The 22,994-nt window shown below is 64.3% G+C and carries 18 protein-coding genes; 12 read left to right on the top strand and 6 right to left on the bottom strand.

Annotated elements, in window-relative coordinates:
* Positions 1 to 8: 8 nt before the first annotated feature.
* The 3 genes from AC54AG_RS04145 to AC54AG_RS04155 all read right to left on the bottom strand — a co-directional run bounded on the left by AC54AG_RS04145 (position 9) and on the right by AC54AG_RS04155 (position 5,190).
* A complete protein-coding gene (locus AC54AG_RS04145; RefSeq protein ID WP_070301465.1) occupies positions 9 to 1,262 on the bottom strand; it encodes a cyanophycinase in 1,254 nt (417 codons plus the stop codon).
* A gap of 149 nt (positions 1,263 to 1,411) precedes the next feature.
* A complete protein-coding gene (locus AC54AG_RS04150; protein ID WP_496629556.1) occupies positions 1,412 to 4,195 on the bottom strand; it encodes a TonB-dependent receptor in 2,784 nt (927 codons plus the stop codon).
* A gap of 32 nt (positions 4,196 to 4,227) precedes the next feature.
* Positions 4,228 to 5,190, bottom strand: a complete 963-nt coding sequence (locus tag AC54AG_RS04155; RefSeq protein WP_496629557.1) for a MurR/RpiR family transcriptional regulator — start codon at positions 5,188 to 5,190, stop codon at positions 4,228 to 4,230.
* 238 nt (positions 5,191 to 5,428) lie between these two features.
* Between AC54AG_RS04155 and AC54AG_RS04160 the strand changes: the two genes are divergently transcribed.
* Both AC54AG_RS04160 and AC54AG_RS04165 read left to right on the top strand, forming a co-directional pair.
* On the top strand, positions 5,429 to 6,565 hold the full coding sequence (locus tag AC54AG_RS04160) for a succinylglutamate desuccinylase/aspartoacylase family protein (protein WP_496629558.1): 1,137 nt from the start codon (positions 5,429 to 5,431) through the stop codon (positions 6,563 to 6,565).
* 9 nt (positions 6,566 to 6,574) lie between these two features.
* Positions 6,575 to 7,963 (top strand): YfcC family protein, encoded by a 1,389-nt coding sequence (locus AC54AG_RS04165; protein WP_496629559.1) that lies wholly within the window; start codon positions 6,575 to 6,577, stop codon positions 7,961 to 7,963.
* Between the two features lie 195 nt (positions 7,964 to 8,158).
* Here the strand turns inward: AC54AG_RS04165 and AC54AG_RS04170 are convergent, their stop codons facing one another.
* Entirely contained in the window at positions 8,159 to 8,365 is a 207-nt protein-coding gene (locus tag AC54AG_RS04170) for a hypothetical protein (RefSeq protein ID WP_034746421.1), read from the bottom strand.
* Positions 8,366 to 8,630: 265 nt separating this feature from the next.
* On the opposite strand from AC54AG_RS04170, the gene argH reads away from it, so the two are divergent.
* A complete protein-coding gene (gene argH, locus AC54AG_RS04175) occupies positions 8,631 to 10,028 on the top strand; it encodes an argininosuccinate lyase (RefSeq protein ID WP_496629560.1) in 1,398 nt (465 codons plus the stop codon).
* A gap of 58 nt (positions 10,029 to 10,086) precedes the next feature.
* Here the strand turns inward: argH and AC54AG_RS04180 are convergent, their stop codons facing one another.
* Together AC54AG_RS04180 and AC54AG_RS04185 are read right to left on the bottom strand one after the other, a co-directional pair.
* Entirely contained in the window at positions 10,087 to 11,055 is a 969-nt protein-coding gene (locus AC54AG_RS04180; RefSeq protein WP_319990660.1) for an IS1595 family transposase, read from the bottom strand.
* 93 nt (positions 11,056 to 11,148) lie between these two features.
* Entirely contained in the window at positions 11,149 to 11,805 is a 657-nt protein-coding gene (locus tag AC54AG_RS04185) for a hypothetical protein (protein ID WP_034746413.1), read from the bottom strand.
* A 673-nt stretch (positions 11,806 to 12,478) separates the two neighbouring features.
* On the opposite strand from AC54AG_RS04185, the gene AC54AG_RS04190 reads away from it, so the two are divergent.
* The 9 genes from AC54AG_RS04190 to AC54AG_RS04230 all read left to right on the top strand — a co-directional run bounded on the left by AC54AG_RS04190 (position 12,479) and on the right by AC54AG_RS04230 (position 22,989).
* Complete coding sequence (locus tag AC54AG_RS04190) at positions 12,479 to 15,010, top strand: M4 family metallopeptidase (RefSeq protein ID WP_496629561.1); 2,532 nt, start codon at positions 12,479 to 12,481, stop codon at positions 15,008 to 15,010.
* Positions 15,011 to 15,258: 248 nt separating this feature from the next.
* Positions 15,259 to 16,455 carry a type II secretion system F family protein gene (locus AC54AG_RS04195; protein WP_496629562.1) on the top strand — a complete coding sequence of 399 codons (1,197 nt, stop codon included), beginning with the start codon at positions 15,259 to 15,261 and terminating at the stop codon, positions 16,453 to 16,455.
* A gap of 10 nt (positions 16,456 to 16,465) precedes the next feature.
* The gene (locus AC54AG_RS04200) at positions 16,466 to 18,172 is read left to right on the top strand and encodes a GspE/PulE family protein (RefSeq protein ID WP_496629563.1); all 1,707 of its coding nucleotides are present in this window, start codon (positions 16,466 to 16,468) and stop codon (positions 18,170 to 18,172) included.
* Positions 18,159 to 18,947: a hypothetical protein gene (locus AC54AG_RS04205; RefSeq protein WP_496629564.1), complete on the top strand. Its 789-nt coding sequence runs from the start codon at positions 18,159 to 18,161 to the stop codon at positions 18,945 to 18,947. The genes AC54AG_RS04200 and AC54AG_RS04205 overlap by 14 nt, the downstream gene beginning before the upstream one ends.
* Positions 18,938 to 19,480: a hypothetical protein gene (locus tag AC54AG_RS04210; protein WP_072455000.1), complete on the top strand. Its 543-nt coding sequence runs from the start codon at positions 18,938 to 18,940 to the stop codon at positions 19,478 to 19,480. The genes AC54AG_RS04205 and AC54AG_RS04210 overlap by 10 nt, the downstream gene beginning before the upstream one ends.
* The gene (locus tag AC54AG_RS04215; protein WP_496629565.1) at positions 19,468 to 20,088 is read left to right on the top strand and encodes a hypothetical protein; all 621 of its coding nucleotides are present in this window, start codon (positions 19,468 to 19,470) and stop codon (positions 20,086 to 20,088) included. The genes AC54AG_RS04210 and AC54AG_RS04215 overlap by 13 nt, the downstream gene beginning before the upstream one ends.
* Entirely contained in the window at positions 20,085 to 20,624 is a 540-nt protein-coding gene (locus AC54AG_RS04220; RefSeq protein WP_496629566.1) for a hypothetical protein, read from the top strand. Before AC54AG_RS04215 ends, AC54AG_RS04220 begins: the two co-directional genes overlap by 4 nt.
* Positions 20,621 to 22,522 carry a secretin GspD/PilQ domain-containing protein gene (locus tag AC54AG_RS04225; RefSeq protein WP_496629567.1) on the top strand — a complete coding sequence of 634 codons (1,902 nt, stop codon included), beginning with the start codon at positions 20,621 to 20,623 and terminating at the stop codon, positions 22,520 to 22,522. The genes AC54AG_RS04220 and AC54AG_RS04225 overlap by 4 nt, the downstream gene beginning before the upstream one ends.
* Entirely contained in the window at positions 22,519 to 22,989 is a 471-nt protein-coding gene (locus AC54AG_RS04230; protein ID WP_496629568.1) for a type II secretion system protein, read from the top strand. The genes AC54AG_RS04225 and AC54AG_RS04230 overlap by 4 nt, the downstream gene beginning before the upstream one ends.
* The last annotated feature ends 5 nt before the right edge of the window (positions 22,990 to 22,994 follow it).

Consider the following 22,994-nt stretch of genomic DNA (forward strand, 5'->3'; position numbering starts at 1 on the left):
CGCGCCACTTACTTGTAGCGGTACAGGGGCTGGCGCAGCTGGATCGGGCGGATATCGAGGCGCAGCTTCAGCACCGAGTACGCTTCCGCCTCGGTCGAGCTGTAGCCGACGCTGTTGACGGTTTTACTGAAGCGGAACTCGAAGCCCAGGTCCGGGTACGGGTCGCGCGGATTGCCGAAGGCGATGCCGATGGCTTCCTGCTGGGCGTTGTCGATCAAATTGCCCATCAGGTCCAGCACGGCGTTATTGCCGAGGATATCGTTGGTAAACACAGGTTCGCGCATGTCGGGCTGGTTCGGATCGAGCTTGTTGTCGGCCTTGTCCGGCGACGGCGTAAACACGCGCGTGACAAGATTGAATTTGTCGCCACGGTCCAGATAGCTGATGGCCGCGTTGCTGATATTGAAATTTTTCACACCACGGTCGCTGATGGCGCCCGACAGGTCGATCAGCAGGGCGCCGCTGTAGCCGATGACTTCCACGTCGCGCATGGCGTCGACCACCATGGCGCTGTTTTCATCGATGCCCAGCCCCAGGTGATAGCCTTTTTTCAGCATCACGGGAATCATGCGGGCAAAACGCCCACGCACCAGCAGATGCTGGTCGACGAACACGTCGCTGCCGATGAAGCCCAGGCCCGGCGCGATCTCGCGGCCATCCGTCACGCCCATCTTGAGCATGTCGAGCACGGGTTTGGCATCGTAGAACATGGTCGTGCTCATGATGGCAGCGCCGGCGCTGGAACCGGCGATCACGCCGCCGTTGCGGTAGACCGACCAGATGGCTTCCAGCGCGGCCGTGCGGCTGCCGTCCGGGCGCAGCAGGGCTTGCGTGATGCGTCCCTGGTCGCCGCCGGCAAAATAGATGCCGGTGGCCGACTTGATCTGCGTGACGATGGCAGGGTCTTCGGCCGCCTTGCGGTAATCGCGATTGGCCAGCTTGACGGCCAGCGGCACGAAAAAGGCCTCGGCGCCATATTGATTGAGTTTCTTGATGATGTTTTCACCGGATTTTTCCGGGTTCATCGCGGCCGACGCCAGCACGGCGATGCGCGCGCCCGGCCCGCCCGACAGCTTGACGATACGTTGCCAGACTTCGGCATTGTCGGCGCGCAGGCCGCCGCCGATGATGACGAGGGTGCCCTGCGGCGCGCTGCCGATGGCACTGCCGGCCGGCGCCGCCACGGCATGGACGCTGCACAATGCCAGCACGAACAGCAGCGCGGCGCGGAAGGTGTGGTACAGGCTTGAAGATGATTTCATGGTGCCTTTCGAATACAAGAAAAGTGGCGCGCACTTGTCGATACCGGCGCGCGCCCTTGCTGCCAAACTGCTGCTTGCAACCCGACTCCAGCGAACGACGATACTACCTGCCGCATATGACAGCGTTGTTGCGGCATCCCCGACTTTTTTTACTTGAAGCTGTAATTGGCGCTCGCATAGAAGCGCCGGCCGCGCGGGTCCGTGTAGCTGGGATCATAGCCGGACAGGAAAAAATAGGCCTGGTTCGAGTATGGCGGACTGGTATTGAACAGATTCTGTATGCCCGCGCGCAGCTTGAACTGCTTGCTCACCGCATAGGCCGCCGACATGTCCCACAAGGTGTACGCCTTCACCCGGTTCGGCTTGACGACGCTGCCGTCATCGATGTTGATGGCCGAGTTCTGGTCATCGTAGCCACTCGAATACGTGTTCGACAGGCTGGCCGAATACGGGCCGCTATCCCAATCGAGCGTGATCGTGTGGCGCCAGCGCTGCACCACGCCGTCCGTGACGAAGCGATTGAGATTGCTGATGAAATCGTCGCCGGGACTGGTCTGGATTTTTGAACCGAGCACATACGTGCCGCTCAGGTGGCCGCCAAAGCGTCCCCACGCCGTTTGCACGCCATGCAGGTCGGCAGTGATATCGATGCCCGAGGCTTTTTGCGCACCGCGGTTTTCCTTGCGCAGCTCGATATAGTCGATTTCATTGACCTCGTTGCGGTGCACGAGGTTGCCGTACTTGGCCAGGTTGCCCAGGATGATGTCGTCGCCGATTTCGCTGATCAGGTTCGTACGCCTGATGTTCCAGTAATCGGCACTGAAGGTCCAGTGCTGGCTCGGTTCGAGCACCAGGCCCACCGAGAACTGGCGGCTGCGTTCCGGTTTCAGCTTGTCGTTGCTGTAGCGGCGCGTATCCCAGTCTTGCGCGCAATCGGCATAATTGTTGTCCACGGTGGCGCACAGCACGGGATCGGGCAGGGTCGCCGTGCTGCTGTAGACGGTGGGACGGTGCAAGTCCGACATCGACGGCGCACGGAAGCCCTTGCCGGCCGAAGCACGCAGCAGCACCTGCTTGCTGGGCATGTAGGTCAGGCCCACCTTGGGACTGAGGGCGCCGCCCACCTGCTCGTAATGGTCGTAGCGGCCTGACAACTGCGCCTGCCATTGCCTGGTCAACGGCAGCAGCAATTCGCCGTAGACGGCTTGTACATTGCGGCTGTCGCTGGTACCCCTGCCGCCTTCCGGCGCCGCATCGTTGCTGATGTTGTCGCTCATGAGCAGCGCCGATGGGCGAAACTCGGTGCGTTCACGCCGCACTTCGCCGCCCACGGCCAGCGCCATGTCGCCGCCGCCCATGGGCATCAAGGCGCGCGACACCTTGAAATCGAGCGAGTCCATGACGCCGCGCGCATGGCGCACCTCGTCGTCGACCTGGATGCTGTCGAGCAGCGCCCGGCCTTTCGCGCCGGAAGGCCCGAAGGGATTGATGTCGCCGGCCGCGATCCCTGCCTGCAGCTTGTCGTACAAGACGTAGCCGTGGGTATCGCGGTCCTTCACCACATTGACGCTGTGATTGAAGCCCACGTCGTAATCCCAGCCGGCGAGCGTGCCGGTGGCGCCCACGACGTAGCGCTGGCTCTCGCTGGTCAGCTGGCTGGTGCGCATGCCCGCCTCGTTCAGCCGCATGCGCAGTTCCAGTTCGCGCTCCACCTGCTTGCCATCGTCATCGAGCAGCGTGTCGAAACCCGCATTGGCCAGCTGCGGCACCTTGCTGTAATCGAGGTAGCCGATCACGCGCGCCGACGAGCCCACGTAATGGCTGCGCGAGCGGCTCAGCGCCACTTCCGCATACAGCTGGTGATCGTTATTCAATTTCAGCACGCCGCGCGTGAGCAGGTTCTGCTTGTCCGTCTTCGGATACAGCTCCGTGTCGCCCATATAGTTATAGGTACAGGCATCGACGCCACCCGTGCCCGCCGGCAGGTACAAATTGGCCGGCGGCGCGCAGTTCGGAATGCCAAAATTGATCTGGCGGTTGGTGATCGGCTGGCCATTGAGCAGGAAGCCGTTGTCCTGCAGGTGCTCGCGCTGGGCGCTGGACAGGCGGATATTCGCCGGGCTGGTAAAGTTCGACAGCAAATGCCCGAGGCGCTGCGGAATCTGCAGGTTCGGGATGAACTTGCGCTGCGAGGAGCGCAGGCCGTCCGTTTTTTGCAGGTCGACCACGGCGAAGATATTGTAGCCATCCGCAGCCAGGTCGCCCGTGCCGGCCGTGATGCTGGCCGTGCGCTTGCCCGCGCCCCCTTCATCGGTGCGGCTGCCGTAGACGTTCAGCTCCACGCCCTGGTAATCCTTGCGCGTAATGAAATTGATGACGCCGCCGATGGCGTCCGTGCCGTACAGGGCCGATGCGCCATCGAGCAGCACTTCCACGCGCTGCAGGGCGGCGGCCGGGATGTTGTTCAGGTCCACGCCCGCATCGTCGCCGGGCGAGGCAAAGTTGGCCATGCGCCGGCCATTGAGCAGCACCAGAGTCGACGAGGTGCCCACGCCGCGCAGGTTGGCGCTGTTGAAGCCGCGCTGGTCGCCGCCCACGTTGATGCTGGCGCCGTCCGTCAGGCCGCCCACGTTGGCCGACACGCGCGCCATCAGCTCGGCCGCCGTCGTCACGCCCGCCTTTTCGATTGCGGCGCGCGTGATGATCTGCACGGGCAGCGCCGTTTCCGATTCCAGCCGCTTGATGGCCGACCCCGTGATCTCCACGCGCTGCATTTTTTTCGGCGCAGGTTCGCCATCCTGCTCCTGTGCCTGCGCGCCGCCGGCCAGCATGCCCAGCGCCGTCGATACGCTCAGGGCGCCCAGCGCCACGCGCACGCCTTGCGCCAGCACCGACTCGCGTGGCAAGGCGCCGTCCTGTCTTTTCATCTGCATTGTCAATCTCCCCTGATGTTGATGCCTGATTTTTATAATGATTTTGGGACTGCCTTGCGCTGCTTCACCGCTGTTTTTCGTGGGCCCTGCACGCCATGTTCGCCGCCATACAGATAGGCGGAGATGACGTCGCTCAAGCGGGCCGCTTTTTCTACGTTCTTTTTGTTCGATACCATCAGCGCCACGGCCAGCGCCTCGATCATGGCCAGCGCCGTGCTGGCGCTGCTGGGCAGGACAGGATGCGTGCTTTGCGCGTACAGCGCGTGGTCGGCCAGTTCGGCCAGCGGCGACGCGGGCGAGTCGGTGATCGCCACGATGCAGGCGCCGCGGTCGCGCGCGAAGCTGGCCAGGCCGATGCAGTCGAGCGTATAGCGGGGAAACGCGATCACCACCAGCACGTCGTGCGCCGTCAGGTTGACCAGGTGGCCGGCCGCTACTTCCGAGCCGCCGATGCCCACCACTTCCACCACATGCGGGCAAAACGGTTGCAGGTGCTGCACCAGCATACCCGCCAGGTTGGCCGACAGGCCAAAACCCATCACATACACCACCCTGGCGCGCGTCAGTCGGCGCACCACGGCCTGCATGGCGGGCGGCGACAGGGCATCGGACGTGGCGGCGATATTCGCGGCCGCATATTCCAGGCTTTGCGTGATGGGCGAGGTGGCGCGCGCGCGCCGTTCTATCGTGCGGCGCAGTTTGTCGACCGGCTGCAACAGCGATTGCAGGGTTTCTGCCATGGCGCCGCGCATGGCAGAATAATTCTTCTGGCCGATATCGCGTGCGAAGCGGCTGATGGTGGCCGTCGACACCTGGCAGCTGTCGGCCAGTTCCTCGATGCCCAGCGCCGTCACGCGCATCTGGTTGCGCAGCAGGTAATCGGCGATCTGCCGCTGCGAAGCCGAGCCGCCAGCCAGCACGTGCAGCAGCGCCTGCCCCAGCGGCGATTGCGCGAACGCGGCGTCGGGCGACGCCAGCGTGGTAGCAAATGGCATGGGGGCGTTGCTTCTGGCAGGACTGGCGGATGCTCTCATATCACTGGCGGCCTGTATTCTTGGGCACTGCGGATCACTGACGGAAGGCGAAATCGGGTCGCTGGAACTTACTGTACTCATATCAAAAAGAAAACTCAACAAATATTTGTAAAAGGATTTTCATTGATTTACTTCGTGAAAATATTGCTACATAATCGACCGGAATCCATCAACCATGCACCTTTCCGGGGCGCCCACCATGCAAGTACAACAGCATCCCATCTCCACCGCGCACGCCAGCATGTCGTGCCAATTGAGCAGCTTCCACTTCGGCGCCGCGGCCGCCACTAGCCGCAGCGGCAAGAAGGTGTATATCCAGGCTGCCCTGCACGCGGACGAGGTGCCGGGCATGCTGGTGTCGCAGTTTTTGCGCCGCGAACTGCTGGCGCTGGAAGCAGCGGGCAAGGTCCACGGCGAAATCATCCTGGTGCCGGCTGCCAACCCGATCGGCCTGGCGCAAGCCATCCATGGCGCACCGTTCGGCCGCTTCGACCTGAGCACGGGCATCAACTTCAACCGCGCCTACCGCCACGTGGCCGATGAACTGAAAACCACGCTGGCTGGCCAGCTGGGACAGGATGCGCAAGCCAACGTGGCGTTGATACGCGAGTATGCGCGCGCCGCGGTCGCCGCCTGGCGGCCGGGCACGGATGCGGAAACCTTGAAGAAAACCCTGCTGGGCATGGCCATCGACGCCGACATTGTGCTCGACCTGCACTGCGATAACGAGGCGGCCCTGCACATCTATACGGGCACGCCGCTGGCGGCGCAGATCGCGCCCCTGTCCGCGCTCCTGGGCGCGCGCGCCGTGCTGCTGGAACTGGCGGCCGGCGAAGAGCCGTTCGACGAAGCCTGCAGCCGCTTGTGGTGGGATCTCGACGCGCACTTCGGCGGCCGCTATCCGATTCCCGCCGCCTGCCTGTCGACCACCGTCGAACTGCGCGGCGAAGTGGAAGTGAGCTACGCCCTGGCCGAACGCGACGCCGCCGCCCTGCTGCGCTTTCTCGCCATCGAGGGCGTACTGGAAATCGATGGTGCAGGCGACGACCTGCCCGCGCCGCAATGCGAGCCGACGCCGCTGGCCGGCGTGGAGCCGATCCTCGCGCCGCATCACGGTGTGCTGGTCTACCTCCGCGAAATGGGCGAGGTGCTGGCCGCCGGCGATGCGGTGGCCGACCTGATCGACCCCGTCAGCGGCGAGACGACGACCTTGCGCTGCACGGTCGCCGGTGTCTTTTTTGCGCGCAGCGCCCACCGCCACGTTTTGCGCGGCATGAACGTGGGCAAGGTCGCAGGCGCCGTTGCCTACCGCGGCGGCAGCCTCCTGAGCCAATAAGTGACGCCCATGAGAAAATTCAAGCTACCCAATACCTTCGTCCTGCTGTGCGGCATCCTGGCCATGATCGCCGTGGCCACGTGGCTGGTGCCGGGCGGGAAATTCGACACCCAGCTGGTGAACGGCAAGCAGTTGATCATCCCCGGCACGTTTCATTACGTCGACAACAAGCCGCAGGGCCTGGCCGCGCTGATGATGGCGCCCATCAAGGGCTTCGTCGACGCCAGTCTGATCATCGGCTTCGTGCTGATCGTCGGCGGCGCCTTCGCCGTGCTGCAAAAAACGGAAGCCTTCGATTCGCTGATCAAGGCCATCGCCAAGGCGCACACCAGTTCGCGCTTCGTGCGCGCCGCCATCATCCCCGTCTTCTTCACCATGTTCTCGCTGGGAGGCGCCACCTTCGGCATGAACGAGGAAGCGATCCCCTTCATCCTGATCTTCGTGCCGCTGGCTCTGGCCCTGGGCTATGACACCATCACGGGCGTGTCGATTCCCTTCATCGGCTCGCAGGTGGGCTTTTCCGCCGCCTTTTTGAACCCGTTCAACGTCGGCATCGCGCAAGGTATCGCGGGCGTGCCGATCTTTTCCGGCATCGGCTACCGCCTGATCGTGTGGGCCATCGCCACGGCGGTCAGCATCGTGTTCTTGATGTGGTATGCGGCGCGCATCAAGCGCCATCCGGAAAAAAGCCCGACCTACCTGCTCGATATCGAGAAGCGCAACGAGCACTCGATGGACCTGGACAGCTTTGCCGGCATGACGCGCACGCACCGCGCCGTGCTGTGGATCTTCATGGCGACCTTGCTGACGATGGTCGTCGGCGTCGTCAAGTACGACTGGTTCATCGATGAAATCGCCGCCCTGTTCCTGGTGATGGCCATCGTCGTCGGCCTGGTCGGCCGGCTCGACATGGACAGCCTGGTGGCGTCGTTCGTGCAGGGCGCACGCGACATGGTCAGCGTGGCGCTGGTCATCGCGCTGGCGCGCGGCACCATGATCCTGGCGCGCGACGCGCAGATTATCGACACCATGCTGCATGCATTGACGCCGCTGGTGGCCTCGTCGAGCCCCGTCTTCGCCGCGCAAAAGATGTTCTTCATGCAGTCGGTGATCAACTTCTTCATCCATTCCGGCAGCGGCCAGGCGGCGCTGACCATGCCCATCATGGCGCCGCTGGCCGACCTGGTGGGCGTGACGCGCCAGACGGCCATCCTGGCCTTCCAGTTCGGCGAATTCACCACGCCGATGATCCCCACCTCCGGCATCACCGTCGGCGTGCTGGCGCTGGCGCGCGTGCCGTGGATCACGTGGGCCAAGTGGATGATCCCGCTGCAGCTGATCTACCTGGTGCTGGCGCTGCTGCTATTGATACCACCGTGCCTGATGCACTGGCAGTAAAACGGAACACGCCATTGGCCGATGCCGATGGCAGGCTGAAAAATGCTGTGGATGGCGGGAAGCTCGCGTTCCGCCTGAGCTGAAAAGGAAACGGGGGCGCCGCCCGTTCCGATTGCCGCTGATGCTGTAATGCTTGCTGCCTGTGTGATGGTGACTACGGATGCTGCTTATTCTGCCTCGATGGCATGGCCGCGCTTACAGGGCGGCTTTTTCTTCCGCGTTCAAACGCTTGGCGCTGACGTACACGGTGTGCATGGTGGCTTGATCGGCGCTGGCGACAAGGGCGGCGGAAGCGGCTGGCGCGGCGCGGAACTTCGGCACGGCGGCGGTGGCCAGGCTCGTGGCGGCGGCGACGGCGATGATGGCAACGAAGATGGCTTCCATGTTTTTAGCGATGTTCATGATGGTGTCCTTTGAGTGGCTGGTTGTGTGCTGCGATGATTGAACTGTAGGCCGATCCCCCCTGAACTGCCATCGGATTGCGACCAAACGCACGATTTGCGGGACAGAATACAAACAGCCCGGATGGAACGCGCAACAGGCCATCGCCGTGGCATTTGACGCTTGCCGGCCCCATTCCTGGCCATTTCAGCGCCTTGCAAGCCCCTAAAAGCCCTACCGCCGGCCAACCTTGTTTATAATCGCCGTACACTAAAGGACTTCTTTCATGACTGATCAATTCTCCAAAAAGGGCGAAGCCTGGTCGGCCCGGTTTTCCGAACCGGTCTCGGACCTCGTCAAGCGCTACACAGCTTCTGTATTTTTTGACAAGCGCCTGGCGCTGTTCGACATCGAAGGTTCGCTGGCCCATGCGGAAATGCTGCATGCGCAAGCCATCATCAGCCCTGCCGACTACGCGGAAATCCAGCGCGGCATGGCGCAAATCTCGCAGGAAATCGCCGCCGGCCAGTTCGAATGGCTGCTGGACCTGGAAGATGTCCACCTGAATATTGAAAAACGCCTGACCGAACTGGTAGGCGATGCGGGCAAGCGCCTGCACACGGGCCGTTCGCGCAACGACCAGGTGGCCACCGACATCCGCCTGTATGTGCGCTCCGCCATCGACGACATCACCGCCCTGCTGGCGACGTTCCGCAGCGCGCTGACGGACCTGGCCGAGCAGCATGCCGACACCATCATGCCGGGCTTTACCCACATGCAGGTGGCCCAGCCGATCACCTTCGGCCACCACATGCTGGCGTATGTCGAAATGTTCGGCCGCGACGCCGAACGCATGGCCGACTGCCGCAAGCGCGTCAACCGCCTGCCGCTGGGCGCCGCCGCGCTGGCCGGCACCACCTTCCCGATCGACCGCCTGCGCGTGGCAAAAACGCTGGGCTTTGACGACGTGTGCCACAACTCGCTCGACGCCGTCTCGGACCGCGATTTCGCCATCGAATTTTGCGCCGCCTCCGCCGTGCTGATGATGCACGTGTCGCGCATGGCCGAAGAACTGGTGATCTGGATGAGCCCACGCATCGGCTTCATCGACATCGCCGACCGCTTCTGCACCGGCTCGTCGATCATGCCGCAAAAGAAAAACCCGGACGTGCCGGAACTGGCGCGTGGCAAAACGGGCCGCGTCTACGGTCACCTGACTGGCCTCTTGACCCTGATGAAAGGCCAGCCGCTGGCCTACAACAAGGACAACCAGGAAGACAAGGAACCGCTGTTCGACACCGTCGACACCGTCATCGACACCCTGCGCATCTTCGCCGACATGGCTGGCGGCATCACGGTGAAACCGGAAGCGATGCGCGCGGCCGCCCTGCAAGGCTACGCCACGGCGACCGACCTGGCCGACTACCTGGTCAAGAAGGGCTTGCCGTTCCGCGACGCCCATGAAGCGGTGGCCCTGGCCGTGCGCGCCTGCGTCGACGCGGGCTGCGACCTGGCCGACCTGTCGCTCGAGCAGCTGCGCGCGTTTTCCCCGTTGACGGACGAAGACGTGTTTGCCGTGCTGACCCTGGAAGGTTCTGTCGCCGCGCGCGACCACGTGGGCGGCACCGCGCCACGCCAGGTACGCGCCGCGATCGCCCGCGTGCGTAAGCAGCTGGAAAAATAAGTAGGGACTACTCTGCCTGACGCCCCGCCGCAGCGATGCAGCGGGGCGTTTTTCATGGCTATGTCACCGTCAGGTGTGGAAAAGCTCCCAGCGTTGCCTTCAATAATGTTTCTGGCGAACGGATGCGCCCGGCATCTAGTATCCAGCGCCAGCCCAGGTAGTTCGGCAGGTAGCGCGTCGCGACGCCGTGAAAGGGACCCAGCCATTGCCGCAGTCGGCTGTGATAGGCGTTGACGTTCTGCACATGGGCGGCACCCTGCACACGGATGCCGGCGCGCAAGTTGACGGCCTGGTGGCTGATGCCCGCTTCCCTGGCGAAGGCCCGATAGGCCGCATGACCATCGGTGACCAGCAGCACATCCTTGTCGATGACGGGCAACAAACAGTGATGCAGATGCGCCTTGGTCAGCGCTCCTTTGCCCGTGACGAAATCGAGGGTCTGTCCCGTGCGGTCGCGCGCCACCAGGATACAGACCTGTTCGTTCGATATGCCGCGCTTGTGGGCATGGCCGCCCCGGCAGCGGGCCGGACGCGTCATCTGCCGCGCTCCCTTTTCCGATTCCAGCAGATATAACTCGTCGGCCTCGGCGATGCCGTGCAAGCCATGCGGCCGGTCTGTCTTTGCCAACGATAAAAACCGGTGGCGCCAGCGAAACGTGGTGTTGCGGTGCACGCCCAGTTGAGTGGCTGCCTTGCGCACGGAATCCGATGCCAGCAGGCAATCGGCGTAGTCGAGCCACAGCGATTTATGACGCAAGCGCGCCAGCGGCGTGCCGGTGAGCGCATTGAAGGTGCGCCCGCACGGCACGCAACGGTATCGCTGCAGTCCGTGTGCATGGCCATGCCGGTGAGCATGGTTGCTATTGCAGGCAGGACAGTGCAATCGCTGCCGGGCCACGCTTTCGACCAATGCCACGATGACGTCTTGCGATGCGACCCCGCGCAGCAGGGTGATGCCCGCCAGGCGCTGGCGGCGGCTCAATTCGGCGAACTGGGCGATGAACGTTTTCCATTGGGCTGGCTGCATGGAAGGCTCCCGTTTGTCTGGTATACATAGTCAGACAGCAGGGACACAGGAAGATTCCTGGAGTTCCCCTACTTAGCGGAGACAGAGCCTTTTTCATTGCGCGACGATTTTCGAAAGCACGGAAAAAGCCGCCCCCGTCTGCGACGCTTCCAGCAACAAAGTCAGCTCCGTATACGTGCAGATGATGTTGATCAAATTGATGCGCTCCCACGCCAGGCGCTTGAGGATGGCGTGATACACGCCCGGCGTGTAGCAGGTCTCTGGCGCCAGGTGCAGGGTCACGGCCGTCACCCGCTCCAGGCGCGCCAGTTCCTGCTCTTCGCCGAACACCTCTTCCACCAGCGCATGCAGCGAACGGCTGCAGATCACCATCACCTCGTTGACGCCGCGCGTCACGGTAATGAAGGTGCCGCGCTGGGGTGCGGCCAGCGCCAGCAACTGGCGCTGGCAGTCATAGGTCTGGTCGGAATAGCGGTAGGTAAAAATCATCAATTCGCTGCGTGTGGACAGCTCTCCCGCGCGGTGCGCCAGCACGATCTCGCCGCTTTTCTGCTGCGGCATCCGTTCGGCCAGGCGGCGCAGCGCCATCACCACGGCGGCCTGCCCCACCGGTTTCCACAAGTCGGTCTGCAATTGCGGCTGCAGCTGGCGCGCCAGTTCCGACAGGTTCAGCAAGCCACGGCCCAATCCCTCGCTGAGAAAGGCCGATTCCATCACGATCTGTTCCACTTTGGTCGCTATCGAAAGCATAGTTCTTCGGGCCGGTGATTCCGGTGCACGCACCAGGAGCCGGCAACCCTTCCTGAAAAAAGGATGCACTGCGCCAGCGGCCACGCCGGGCGGCGCGGTCGGACTCGCGGAAAAGATCCCCCTCGCGGGGGAAGAGCCGGCTGGCGGCGGCTAGGAAGGCGGATGCAGCATGAATGCCGCTCCAGAGGGGAAATGGCTGAAACCAACAGCAGAAAACAGAACTGACGTCATGTGAAACTCCCGATTTTTTTCCCGATGCGCTGTATCTGGACGCGGTCATTGCCGCGTGCGCTTTTTTTGTCTTCGCGTGGTCCGCAGGGAACAACGCGAAGAGCTAGTGTAGATCGCAACATTTAGAAAAGGCAACAGTGTTTTTCCAACAGAACGCTCCATTAGGGGAAGTAGTCCATAACAAAAGTTGCAGCTTGTGGTAGATCAAACTTTCCACCGATGCGATGCCGATAAATGTTCAATTCTTAACAAAAAATCGCGGAGTGACCCATTTCTTGAATTTTTTGACATGGCGATCTCGACAAGTTTAGTGTCCCCCTACCCGGCGTCATGCCACAACAAAACGGCAGGCTATCCGCCCGCCGCCAGGCACGCCGGGGTGGCCATCAGGCATCGCGGCCAGCTCATTCACCATTTCCTTAACCGATACCCTGGAGCAGAAATGAATTTACGTTTGACAATAGTTGCCGCATCCATCGCCGCCCTGCCGCTGATGGCCACCACGGCAGACGCCGCCACGCCGCTGCCACAGACCCTGATGGCCGCCCCGGTCGCCCTGGCTTCTCCACAAGAGACCGCCAGCCTGGTCAACAAGCTGGCCGCGCAAGCGCGCAGCCGTGGCCTGAACACCGAACATGGCTTTGCCGTCGGCGCCCAGCATCCTGGCGTCAGCGGCACGCGCGTGAGCCGCGTACAGCACACCTACAAGGGCTTGCCCGTTTTCGGTTCCGAAACGGTCGTGGTCAGCAACAGCGCCGGCGACATCGTCAGCGAATCCGTGTCGGACCGCGCGTCCGGCCTCGGTAGCGGCGGCGTCAATTCCGTCACCCGCAGCGCCACCACCGATATCGACACCACGCCCGCCATCAGCGCGGCAGCCGCCATCGCCGCCGCCGTGAATAACATCGGCGTGCGGGCCGTCGACCACGTGCCGCCGCATGCCCAGCTGCTGATCTATCCCGTCATGAAAACCGTGCGCGTGGCCGGCGCCGAGAACAAGTCGGAAGCCGCGCTGAACGCCCTCGACGTGCAGGACGTGGTCGACCATTACGAGCTGGCCTACCTGGTGCAGACGCGCATGATCAGCGGTAACAAGCCGGTCTACTACGATACAGTCGTCAGCGCCAAGGATGGCCGCATCCTGCGTCAATGGAAAGCCCTGAAAACCGTGGCCGGCATCGGCAACAGCCAGTACAACGGCCAGGTGCCGCTCAACACCACGCTCACGGGCAGCACCTACACCATGAAGGACCCGAGCCGCGGCACGGGCGGCAGCTTCGGCGGCATGGCCATCACGAATGCCAACCACGGCACCAGTTCGGGCAGCGTGTACAGCAGCACCAGCAATACCTGGGGCGACGGACAGCAATACATCAACGGCGGCAGCACCACCAACGCCAACGGCCAGACGGCGGCCGTGAACGCGATGTGGGGCTTGATGAATACCTACGACACGCACAAGAATGTGCTGGGCTGGTCCAGCCTGGACGGCAACAACACGGCCACCCACATCGCCGCCCACGTCAACACGGCCTACGACAACGCCTATTACGACAGCAGCTGCAAGTGCATGTACATCGGCGACGGCGGCAGCTCGTTCAACAACCTCGGTTCCATCGACGTGATCGGCCACGAAATGGGCCACGGCATCACGGACGCCACCTCGGGCCTGATCTACTCGCAGGAGTCGGGCGGCTTGAACGAATCGAGCTCGGACATCGCCGGCGAAATGGTGGAAGCGTATGCGCGCGCCGGCGGCACGGGCACCACGATTCCCAACACGGGCAACGATTGGATGACGGGCAAGGAAATCGCCAAGAATGGCCAGCCGCTGCGCTGGCTGTACAAGCCAAGCAAGGATGGCAGCAGCCCGAATGCGTGGAGCAGCACCATCAAGAACCTCGACGTCCACTACAGCAGCGGCCCGAACAACCGCATGTTCTACTTCCTGTCGCAAGGTTCGAACTCCACGTCCAGCAGCGATTACTACAGCTCCTACCTGAACAAAAGCCCGCTGGCCATGACCGGCATCGGCAGCGACAAGGCTTACCGCATCTGGTTCAAGGCAGCCACCACCAAGTTCACCTCGTCGACCAACTACGCCGACGCGCGCAACAAGGTGCTGCAGGCAGCCGAGGAACTGTATGGCGTGGGCAGCGCCGAGTCTATCGCCGTCAAGCGCGCGTATGCGGCCATCAACGTGGGCGCCGATGTCGATGAATCGACGACGGGCGGCGCGGTGACGATCACCAGCCAGCCGGCCAGCATCACCGTCGCACCAGGCGCCACCGCCTCGTTCGCCGTGGGCGCGGGCGGCGGCACGGCACCGTACACCTACAAATGGTTCCGCAACGGCGCCGTGATCAGTGGCGCCACGTCGCCGGCCTACAGCTTCACGGCCGTAGCGGCCGACAGCGGCGCCGTCTTCAAGGCCACGGTGACGGATTCCTCGTCGCCCGCCGTGACGGCCACGTCGAACAACGCCACCCTGACGGTCGGCACGAGCAGCGCCACCGAGCGCGTGACGAACGGCGGCTTCGAGTCCGGCGCCACGGGCTGGAGCGGCACCACGGGCGCCATCGGCACCTTCACGGGCCAAACCGCGTACGAAGGCACGAAGTACGCCTGGCTGGGCGGCAATGGCACCACGGCCAGCGAATCGCTGACGCAAAGCGTGGCCATTCCGGCCGCCGCCACGTCCGCCAGCTTGAGCTTCGCGCTGCATATCGACACGGCAGAAACGGGCAGCACCGTGTACGACAAGCTGGTCGTCACCGTGAAGAACAGCGCCGGTACGGTGCTGGGCACCCTGGCCTCGTATTCGAACGTGAACAAGGCCGCCGGCTACCAGATCCGCACCTTCGACCTGATCGCCTACAAGGGCCAGACCGTGCAGATTTCGTTTGCCGCTACCGAGGATGCATCGCTGCAAACCTCGTTCGTGATCGACAAGGTCAGCCTGGTTACCCAGTAAGCGGCTGAATTGCGGGCAAGCCATCGATACAAGGCTTGCCCGCACGGCACGATTGATTTCCTGGCAATTCCAGTCTACCCTGAGGCAGTGATTGCCTCTTGCCTGCTGCCGGTACCCGCGACGAATTGAACTTTTTTTGGATTGTTCCTGACCGATGCCTACTTCGACCTTGTCCGCACGCGCTGTCCCCTTTTCACATCACCCCATTTTCACGCCCCAGGCCATCACCATGCTCGCCTGAGCCGACGATGCAGTTCCACCTCCAGGTGCAGGGCCCGGCGGGCAGCCAGGCGCTGGCCATCGACGCCGCCAGCGAGGCCGAGGCGATCCGCGCGGCCGTGCGCGGCGGCTGGCGCGTGCTGGCCGTCGACGCTGGCGCCACGTCAGACACGGGCGCCGCAGCGCTGCGTCCCGGCAAGCAGGGCCTGCCCCTGCTGCAATTCAGCCAGGAGCTGCTGGCCCTGCTCGAAGCGGGCCTGAACCTGGGCGAGGCCATGGCCACCCTGCACAACAAGGAAACGCGCGCGGGCGCCAAGGCCACCCTGGCCGCCATCGTGCTCACCCTACAGCAGGGCCTAAGCTTTTCCGACACCCTGGCCGGTTTTCCCGACATCTTCCCCGACATTTACATCGCCACCGTGCACGCGGCCGAACGCTCGGGCAACCTGCCCGAGGCGCTGGCGCGCTTCGTCGCCTACCAGCTGCAGTTCGACGCCATCCGCAAAAAACTCATTTCCGCCGCCATCTATCCGTGCATGCTGCTCGTCGTCGGCGGCCTCGTGACCCTGTTCCTGCTCGGCTACGTAGTGCCCAAGTTCAGCGTCGTCTACGAAAGCTCGGGCCGCGAGATCCCGTGGATGTCGCAAATGCTGCTCGGCTTTGGCCAGACCCTGGCCGCGCATCCGCTGCTGTGCGCCGGCGCGCTGGCCGCCGTGGTCGGCGCCGTGGTCTTCGGCATCGCCAACCGCGCCATGCGCATGGCGCTGGTGCTGCGCCTCTTGCGCCTGCCCGTGCTGGCCGGGAAGGCGGCGGAATTTCGCCTGGCCCGCTTCTACCGCGCCCTCAGCCTGCTGCTGCACGCCGGCATCCCGCTGCACAAGGCACTGGCCATGGTGGCGCCCATGCTGCTGCCGGCGCAGCAGGAGCAACTGGCGCAGGCCCGCCGCTCGGTGCAGGAAGGCATGCCGTTTTCCACGGCGCTGGAACAGGCCGGCATGGCCACGCCGGTGGCGCAATCGCTGCTGAAAGTGGGAGAGAACACGGGCCGACTGGGCGACATGCTGGAACGCTCGGCCAAGTTCCACGACGAGGAATTCGCCCGCTGGGTGGACTGGGCGTCGCGCCTGCTCGAACCGCTCTTGATGACCATCATCGGCGTCGTCATCGGCGGCGTGGTGGTGCTGATGTACATGCCGATCTTTGAACTGGCCGGGAGCTTATCGTGAGGAGCATGCCATGAACGCACGCGACGAAGAACGGGCCGTGCTCGATGCGGCCATGCTGCGCCGCGCCCACGCCAGCGCGCTGGAACAGGGCCGCCCGCAGATGGCCGTGCTGCAGGAAACGGCGGCCCTGCCGCCCGAAGTCTTTTTGCGCCAGCTGGCCGCCCTGTTCCGCTACCCGGCGTGGACGATGGCCGAGCTGCAGGCCGCCTTGCCCGCTTTCGGCCTGCTGCCCTACACGGATTGCGCCCAGCGCGACTGCGTGCTGCTGCAGCCTGGCGTTCCCGGCGCGCCGCCCGTGCTCGTCATCGGCAACCCGTTTGCCGAAGACTTGCTGCAGTGGGCCGACTTCGCCCTGTCCACACCGTTTACGGTGGCGCTGGCGCATCCGGACGATCTGGCCGCCTATCTGCTGCAGCAGGAAAGCGTGCAGCAGGCGATGCAGGAAATGCAGGAAATGCAGCATGGGGGCGATGTGCCTGGCCTGGACCAGAGCATCGAAGACATCTCGCTGATCCGCATCAGCGAGGACAGCAGCCCGGTGGTCAAATTGGTGAACTCCACCATCTACGACGCCCTGAAATTCCAGGCCAGCGACATCCACCTCGAATGCGACGTGGCCAGCCTGGTCATCAAATACCGCGTCGACGGCGTGCTGGTGCAGGCGGGCCAGGTGCAGGGGCTGGCGATGGCCGAGCAGATCATCTCGCGCATCAAGGTCATGGCCGATCTCGACATCGCCGAGCGGCGCGTCCCGCAGGATGGCCGCTTCAAGGTGCGAGTGAAAGGGGCGGAGATCGATTTCCGCGTCTCCATCATGCCCAATATTTTTGGCGAGGACGCCGTGCTGCGCCTGCTGGACCGGCGCGCGCTGACGGAAGCGGCGCAGGCGCTGCGCCTGGAAAGCTTGGGCCTGAACGAGGACGCCATCGAGCAGATCCGCCGCCTGGCCGCCAAGCCGCACGGCATGCTGCTGGTGACGGGACCCACGGGTTCCGGCAAGACCACCACCCTGTACGCGGCCATCACGGAAATCAACACAGGACGCGACAAGATCGTCACCATCGAAGACCCGGTCGAATATCGCTTGCCGCGCGTGCTGCAGATCCCCGTCAACGAAAAGAAGGGACTGACGTTCGCGCGCGGCCTGCGCTCCATCCTGCGCCACGACCCCGACAAGATCATGATCGGTGAAATCCGCGACGATGAAACGGCGCAGATCGCCGTGCAGGCCGCGCTCACGGGCCACCTGGTGTTTACCACCGTGCACGCGAACAACGTCTTTGATGTGGTCGGCCGCTTCCTGCACATGGGCGTGGACGCCTACAGCTTTGCGGCCGCCCTGAACGGCATCGTGGCGCAGCGCCTGCTGCGCCTCAATTGCGCCCATTGCGCCATCGATGCCAGCGCCGAAGTGCTGGCCGATGCGCAGCAATTGCGCGACAGCGGCCTGGCCCTGCACCAGGTGCAGGACTGGCAGTTCATGGCCGGCAAGGGTTGCGGCCACTGCCGCGGCACCGGCTACAAGGGCCGCAAGGCCGTCGCCGAAGTCTTGATGCTCAGCGACGCGATGCGCGAAATGATCTGCACACGCGCCCCCCTGAGCCAGATGAAGGATGAAGCGGCACGCAACGGCTTTCGCCTGGCGCGCGAAGCGGGCCTGGATCTGGTGCGGCGCGGGGAAACCACTTTAGCGGAGCTCAATCGTGTCACTTATTGAACACCTTGCCCGCGCCACCGTGTGCCTGCACCTGGCCCCGCACGGGCTGCACGGCGAGCTGCGCCGCGCCGGTCGTCCCGTGGCGGACAGCGCCTTCCACCTGCCCATTGCGAATCCCGACGCCAGCTGGGAAGTGGCGCTGGCCGCCCTGCGTGGCTGGCTCGAACAGCATAGTGAAAAAAAACTGCCGCTGGCCGTCAGCCTGGCCAGCCGCTGGTGCGCCATGCAAGTGGTGCCGTGGAGCGGCGCCCTGCTCGACCGGGCCAGCGCGCAGCGCTTCCTGCATAGCCAGTTCGCCGCCGTCTACGGCGATGGCGCGCGCGCCTGGCGCGTGGCCGCCGACGACGCGCCCTATGGCAAGCCGCGCCTGGCCTGCGGCATCGATGCGGCCCTGCTGCAAGGCGTGCAGGATGCGGCGGCAGCACATGGCCGGCGCTGCCTGTCCATCGAACCGATCGCCGGACCGGCCTGGCGCAGCATCGCCGGTGCCAAGCCCGACGCCTTCGCCCTGGTGGAAGCGGGACGGCTGCTGCTGGCAACGGCGAGCGGCGGGCGCATCACGGCCCTGCACAGCCAGTCCTGCGCCACGGACTGGGGCGATGAACTGGACCGGGCCTGGCGGCGCTGGAACTTGCGTGCGCCACAGCTTGACGCCATCGACCAGGTGGCGTTGATCGACTTGAGCGGCGTCCCGCAAACGAACGTGCCGGAACGCTTCGTGCCCGTCTCCGTGGCCAGCGGCGCCCACCTGATGCGGGAGGCCGCATGGGCCTGAGCCGCCTGGAGTTCCTGCCGCCTGGAGCGGCGCAAACCTTCAAGGGCTGGCGCCTGGCCCTGTGCCTGGCGGGCGGCTTGATGCTGCTGCCGGCCGCCGTGTACTGGCTGGTGCAGACGCAGGAAACGCGGCGCCTGGAAGCGCAACTGGCGCAGCTGCAGCCCGCGCGTCCCGTACGCGCGCCCCTCTCGACGAGCCAGCAGCGCGAACGCGACCTCGAACTGAAACAGGTGGCTGCCGCCGTGCGCCAGCTTAACCTGCCCGTCACCCGCCTGGTCAAGACGGTGCAGGCGCCGCGCGACGTGCGCGTGGCCCTGCTGGGGCTGGACCTGAACGCGCAGCAGGGACAGGATGGCGCCAGCGTCCTGAAGATCGCCGCCGAAGCGGAAACGCCGCAGGACATGCTCAATTACCTGGCCTTCCTGAACCAGCAACCGATGTTCAGCTCCGTGTATCTGCTCAAGCACGAGATGAACGCGAACACTCCGGAACACCCTTACCGTTTTCAGCTGGAGGCGCAATGGCGGCAATAAAACCCGTGTTAAAAGCCGGCACGCCCGTGGCCCGCGCGCGTCTGCAGCTACACGTGCCGCCGCGGCTGGCGTGGGAAGCCGCGCGTCTGTGGCGCATGCTGGGCTGGCCCAGCGCCATCGGTGCGGCCTGTCTGGCACTGGCCGCTTTCGCCGTGCAGCAGGGCGATGCATTGGCCGGACGCCAGCAGCAATTGCGCGCGCAGCTGGCCATGATGGCGAAACAGGCGGCGCTGCCGCCGGCACCCGTCACGCTCGATGCGGATGCCGGCAGCCTGGCCGCCTTTCACGCCTACCTACCTGCGCATGACAGCATTCCCGACCAGCTGAAGGCCTTGCTGGAAGTGGCGCAAAAGAGCGGCGTCACCCTGGCCAAGGCCGACTACAAGCCGCAGCAAGACGGCAACACGGCCTTTTTGCGCTACCAGATCACCCTGCCCGTCAAGGCCGAATACGCGCAGCTGCAAACCTTTATCGTCGACGCCCTGCAGGCGCTGCCCACCCTGACCTTGGACTCCGTGCTCTTCAAGCGCGAGCAGATCGAGGCGGGCGAGATCGACGCGCGCATCCAGTTCATCCTGCTGGTGAAGAAGGCGGAGGTGCGCCGATGAAAAAAGCCGTACTGGGAGGCGCCGCCGTGGCGACCTTGCTGGCCGCCCTGTTCGCGCCCGAGGACGAAGGCAGCATCGTGGGACCGGCCACGGCCACCACGCGCCAGGTGGAGCGGGTGGCGCCGCCCCCCCTCGTCGCCGCCACTGCTGCTGCGCAAACCAATCGCGCACTGGCCATCGAACCGCGCCGGGGCCTCGACGACGAGGAAGCGGCCACCCTGTTCGCCAAGCAAAGCTGGCAGCCGGAGACGCCGAAAAAGATCATGCTCGACCAGCAGGCGGCCCAGGCCGCGCTGCCCGCCGCCCGCGTCGATGCGAATGCGCCGCCACCGCTGCCCTTTCAATTCCTCGGCCGCTTTGTCGACGAAGGCAAGGCGGCCTACTTCCTGCAAGCGGGCGAACGCAACGTGGTGGCGCGCCCCGGCGACACGCTCGAAGAGCGTTACCGCTTCGACGGCGTGGTGCAAGGCGCCCTGCAATTTACCTATCTGCCGCTCAACCAGAAACAGACACTCGCCGTAGGGGACCTCAATTGAAACGATGCGCCGCACGTATTTCTCGTAATCTCATCACCCTGCTGCCGGTGCTGTCCTTGCTGGCCGCCTGCGCCGGCAACCAGGCCTACAACGATGGCCAGGCCATGCTGGGCGCGGGCCGCACGGAACAGGGCCTGGCCCTGCTGGAACAGGCGGCGCAGGCCGAACCGACCAACGCCAAGTACCGCATCGCCGTCACGAATGGCAGGATGCGCGCGCTGAACAATCTGAATCGCCGCGCCGAGGCGTTGCGCCAGCAGGGCAAGCTGCCCGAAGCGCAAGCGCTGTACCAGCAGGCACTGGCACTGGACGCCAGCAACGACGTGGCGCAGCGGGGCCTGGCCGGCGTGGCGCAGGATGAACGGCACCGCAAGCTGGTGCAGGAAGCGCAGGCCAGCTACCTGCGCGGTGGCGAAGCGAATGTCGCACAGGCGCAGGAAGCCTTGCGCCAGGTGCTGCAGGAACGCCCCGCGCAGCGCGAGGCGCTGGCCCTGAAAAGCCGCATCGGCGAAGCGCAGTCGAAAAGCCTGCCGGCCGGCGGCAAGCTGGCGGCCGCCTACAGGAAACCCGTCACCCTCGAGTTTCGCGACGCGCCGCTGCGCTCCGTGTTCGATTTCATCAGCAAGGTGTCGGGCCTGAACTTCGTCTTCGACAAGGAAGTCGACCCGGCCCTGCGCGCCACCATCTCCGTGCGCGACACCAGCATCGAAGAGGCGATTGCCATGCTGCTGGGCGCGAACCAGCTGGAACAAAGCGTCACCAGCGACAAATCGATCACGATCTATCCGAACACGCCGCAAAAGGTGAAGGATTACCAGCAGCTCGTCGTGCGCACTTTTTTCCTCGCCAATGCCGACGTCAAGACGGTGGCGTTTTCCATCAAGACCCTGCTCAAGGCCAAGGACGTCGTCACCGATGAACGCCTGGGCATCATCATGCTGCGCGATACGCCGGAAATGGTGCGCATGGCCGAGCGCATCATCAATGTGCAGGACCTGGCCGATCCGGAAGTGATGCTGGAAGTCGAGGTGCTGGAAGTCAAGCGTACGCGCCTGATGGAGCTGGGCGTGCGCTGGCCGGACCAGGCCAGCCTGACCTTGGCCGGCGTTGCAGGCAGCACGGGAGGCCTGGGTGGCCTGAAAGTGGCGGACCTGCACCGCATCAATGGCGACAATATCAACCTGGGCATCGGCGGCGTCACCCTGAACGCCAACAAGACGGACAGCGACAGCAATATCCTCGCCAATCCGCGCATCCGCGTGCGCAACAAGGAAAAAGCCAAGATCCTCATCGGCGACCGCGTGCCCGTCATTACCGTCACGACGAATAACGGCGTCAGCTCCGACAGCGTCAACTACATCGACGTGGGCCTGAAACTCGACGTGGAACCGAACGTCTACCTGGACGACGAGGTGGCCATCAAGATCAACCTGGAAGTGTCGAACGTCGTCAAGGAAGTCATCAGCAAGACGGGCACGCAGGCTTACCAGATCGGCACGCGCAGCGCGTCGACCGTGCTGCGCCTGAAGGATGGCGAAACGCAGGTACTGGCAGGCCTGATCAGCGATGAAGACCGGGGTACGGCCAACAAGGTGCCGGGCGTGGGCGAACTGCCCGTGCTGAACCGTTTGTTCGGCAGCCAGAAGGACGACGCCATGCGCAGCGAGATCGTGCTGTCGATCACGCCACGCCTGCTGCGCAGCATCCGCCGTCCGGACCTGATGACGGCCGAATTCAATTCCGGCACCGAAGCATCCGTGGGCGGCCGCGCCAGCGTGGGCGGCACTCCCGAGGCCATCGCCGCGCCCGAGCAGGCCGCGCCACGCGCCGGCTCGCCCATGACGGGCGGCGACGAAGCGCCTGCGGCCAGCGAAAAATCAGGCAAAGGTGGCCAGTGAAACCAAGGGGATTTACCTTCATCGAGCTGATGATCACCCTGGCCATCATGGCGACCCTGGCCACGGTGGCCGTGCCGATGGCGCAGGTGGCCTTGCAACGGGCGAAGGAACAGCAATTGCGCAGCGCCCTGATCGAGATGCGCGAAGCGATCGATGCCTACAAGCGCGCTTCGGACAATGGCCGCATCAAGCTGTCGCTGGGCGCCTCCGGCTATCCGAAAAAACTCGAGGAACTGGTCGAGGGCGTGCCCGACCAGCGCAGCCCGTCCAAGCAAAACATCTATTTCCTTCGCCGCTTGCCGCGCGACCCGTTCCAGCCCAGGGAAGAAGGCGGCGCCGCCGACAGCTGGAGCAAGCGCGCCTATGCCTCGCCGCCCGACAATCCCAGCGAAGGCGAGGACGTGTTCGATGTCGCCTCGCGCTCGACCAAGGTGGGCCTGAACGGCGTGCCGCTCAATCAATGGTGAACCCG

Source organism: Janthinobacterium sp. BCJ23, assembly GCF_059617945.1.